The sequence below is a fragment of the Nocardia sp. NPDC059154 genome, from assembly GCF_042755705.1.
GTDB lineage: Bacteria > Actinomycetota > Actinomycetes > Mycobacteriales > Mycobacteriaceae > Nocardia.
The window spans coordinates 1-2,999 of sequence record NZ_JBHZCS010000017.1 but is presented as its reverse complement, the minus strand read 5'-3'; the positions used below and the strand labels follow the sequence as shown (position 1 = coordinate 2,999).

At 73.1% G+C, this 2,999-nt stretch carries 1 protein-coding gene; it reads right to left on the bottom strand.

Annotation, left to right across the window (positions count from 1 at the left end):
* Positions 1-2,999 (bottom strand): acyltransferase domain-containing protein (locus tag ACFXN1_RS16625; protein WP_379463622.1); only part of this gene is annotated, 2,999 nt, incomplete at both ends.

Here is a 2,999-nt window from a genome sequence, read left to right as displayed (position 1 = left end):
GCGTCGGCTTGGTGCCCGCCGACCGCAGCTCGCCCACGATGGCGCCCTTGAGAGCGCCGTCGGGAACGCCTGCGGCCCAGGCGGGTTCGTCCGCGAGTTCACTGCGGCCCAGCAGCAGCAGGCCGCTGCGGTAGCGCCGGGCCAGGCCGATGGCGCACGCCGCGGTCACGCCGCGGCCACCACCGGTGACCACGAGCAGATCCGCCTCGGTCGGGGCGGCGACCGAATCACCCTGTGGGAGCAGTGGATCGGTGCCGTCCTCGACCGTCGCGGCCAGCGTGCGGCGGCTCAGGTCCGCCGCCACGCCGACCTCGACAGCCGCGGTGTCCGCATCGGCGATCTCCGCGATCAGCTGGGCCACCGCCTGCTCGCCGGTGAGTTCCGGGCTCAGGTCGACAGCGCGGCAGAACAGCGAAGGTGCTTCGATCGCCAGGGTTTTCACCAGGCCCGGCAGTCCGCCGAGGAGTCCGGCGGCATCGCTGCCGCCGGACAGGCCCAGGAGCCCATCGATCCGGCTGACCGTGACGAAGGCCGCACGCCCGTGTTCGGCGGTCCGTTCCAGCGGGCGCTGCACGGAAGCCGCTGTCAGCAGTGCGGATTCGAGGGTCACGATGGACTCCGACCATCCGGCCGGGGCATCCGGAGCCAGGAACAGCACCAGATCCACCCGATCGGCCGGCGCCTCCGTGCCACGCTGCACGGTCCAGCCCGCCGCCTCGAGGGCGGCGGAGATCGGCTCGGTCAGGGCGCTACCGTCGCCGGCGACCAGCGCCACCGGCTGTTCGGCGTACGCCCCGACCAGAGTGAGGACAGAAGGAATCTCGACAAGGCGCGCCTGCATCCGGCCAATCCGGGACGCGCCGTCAGCTTTTGGGAGAACCGCCTCCGCCCCATTGGCACCGGCGAGCGCGCCGCTGATGAAGGTGACGATGCCGCCCAGGGTCCGCAGCTCACCCATCTGCTCGGGTCCGGCCTGCGGGCTGTCGGGGAAGCGCTCCTGGAGCGCGCCCATGATCTCGACTCGCTTGATGGAGTCGATGCCGAGGTCGGCCTCGACATCCATGTCCATGTCGAGCATGTCGGTCGGGTAACCGGTCTTCTCGGCCACGACCTCCAGCAGGGCCTGCTGGACGACCTCGGTGGGGTCACCGGCGGGGGCGGCGACCGGTGCGGGGGCCGGCGCAGCGGCGACGGGGGCGGCAACCGGGGCGGCAACCGGGGCAGGAGCCACGGGAGCGGCGACCGGAGCGACGGGGGCGACCGGAGCGACGGGGGCGGCGACCGGGCCCGCGGGAGCGGCGACGGCGGCCGGCTGCGCGACCGGGGCGGGCGCGGGGGCCGGAGCGGCGATGGCCTGGGTGTGGGCGGACTGGCCCACGTTCAGCTCGGGGCGCGGCAGGCGCTCGACCGGACGGCGCACGGCCGGGGCGACACCGCCCATACCGGCCTCCAGGTACGCGAAGCCCAGCAGCACCTCGCTGGCCTGGCTGTGCGCCTGGCCGATCGCGACGCTGTGGTCGCTGACCGAGGCGAGCCCGGCGACCGTGCGGTCGGTCAGGTTGCCCTGCAGCGCGTCGTATTCCAGGATGCCGCTGAGCCTTTCGGCCACCCGCAGCTGGCTGCTCAGGTACTCACGGTGCAGCGCGAGGTGGTCACCGGCCATGGTGTCCGACCCGGACGCCACCGGCGCCGCGGCCGGAGCCGGGGTGCTGTGGCCATTGCCGTTCCCGTTCCCGTTGCCGTTCCCCGGGGCCGGCGCCGGAGCGGCCTCCGGCCGGGGCACCTGATAGCCGTTCTCGAGTGCGTCCCGATAAGCGCCGCGGCGCTCCTCGGAGACGTAGTTGATGCCGTTCAAGGGAATCCTCATTCCTTTGGTTTCGACTACATCGGGGGCTGTGACGCTGTAGCGGTTGAATCCGGCGAGCGGCAGGCCGAGGACCGCGAGGCGCGCCGCGAGCTGCTTGAGCGAGCGGTCGCCGTCCGTGGCGGGGCCGGCATCCGCGGCCAGCACCACGACGTCGTCGCGGTCGGCCAGGATCTTGCGCACCAGTCCGGAAAGCACTGACTTGGGACCGAATTCGACGAACACCCGGTACCCGGCCTCGTACATCTCGAGCACGCGCGGCGCGAACGAGACCGGCTGCGACAGCTGCTCGACCAGAACCGATCGGTTGCGGTCGAGGTCCGTGCCGTACTCGGCGCCGGCGGTGTTCGCGAACACCGGAATCGACGGAGCGGCGCAGACCGCCTCGGTCACCGCGGCGCGGAAGGCCGAAACACCGTGTGCGACATAGGAGGTGTGGAACGCCGCCGACACCGGCAGCAGGCTCGCACCCAGACCGAGCCGGTCGGCCTCCTCGGCGAACGCGCGCACCGCGTCGGTGCCGCCGCCCACGACCGTCTGCTCCGGGGCATTGAGGTTGCAGATCACCACATCCGGGTGGGCCGCCAGCAGCTCGGTGAGCTGCTCGGCGCCGCAGCGGAGCGCCGCCATGGTGCCCCGGTCGGACGCGCCTTCGGGCAGCTGGGCCATGGCAAGCCCACGGGCCCGGGCCAGGCGGTGGAAGGTGTCGTCGTCCAGGGCGCCGGCCGCCCACAGGGCGGTGAGCTCACCGAAGCTGTGCCCCAGGGTGCCTTCCGCATCGAAACCCAGCTCCAGCAGGTACCGGTACTGACCGGAGGACAGCGCGCCGATCGCGGGCTGCGCGAAGTCCGTGCGGCGCAACGCCTCTTCCTGGCGCGCGGCCGTCTCGGGATCGAAGGCCTGCGGCGGGTAGATCACCCGGCTCAGCGGCTCGGCGGGCTCCGAGATCCGGCTGGCGGCATCGAGGGTGGCACGCACCGGCGGCACGGCCAGCGCGGTCCGCACGCCCATGCCGACGTACTGGCTGCCCTGACCGGCGAACAGCGCGGCGACCTTGCCGGGCACCGCGGCCCGGCGGCGGTACCAGGCGCCGCCCGGCAGCTCGAAGGCTTCGGCGTCCGGCTCGGCACGCAAC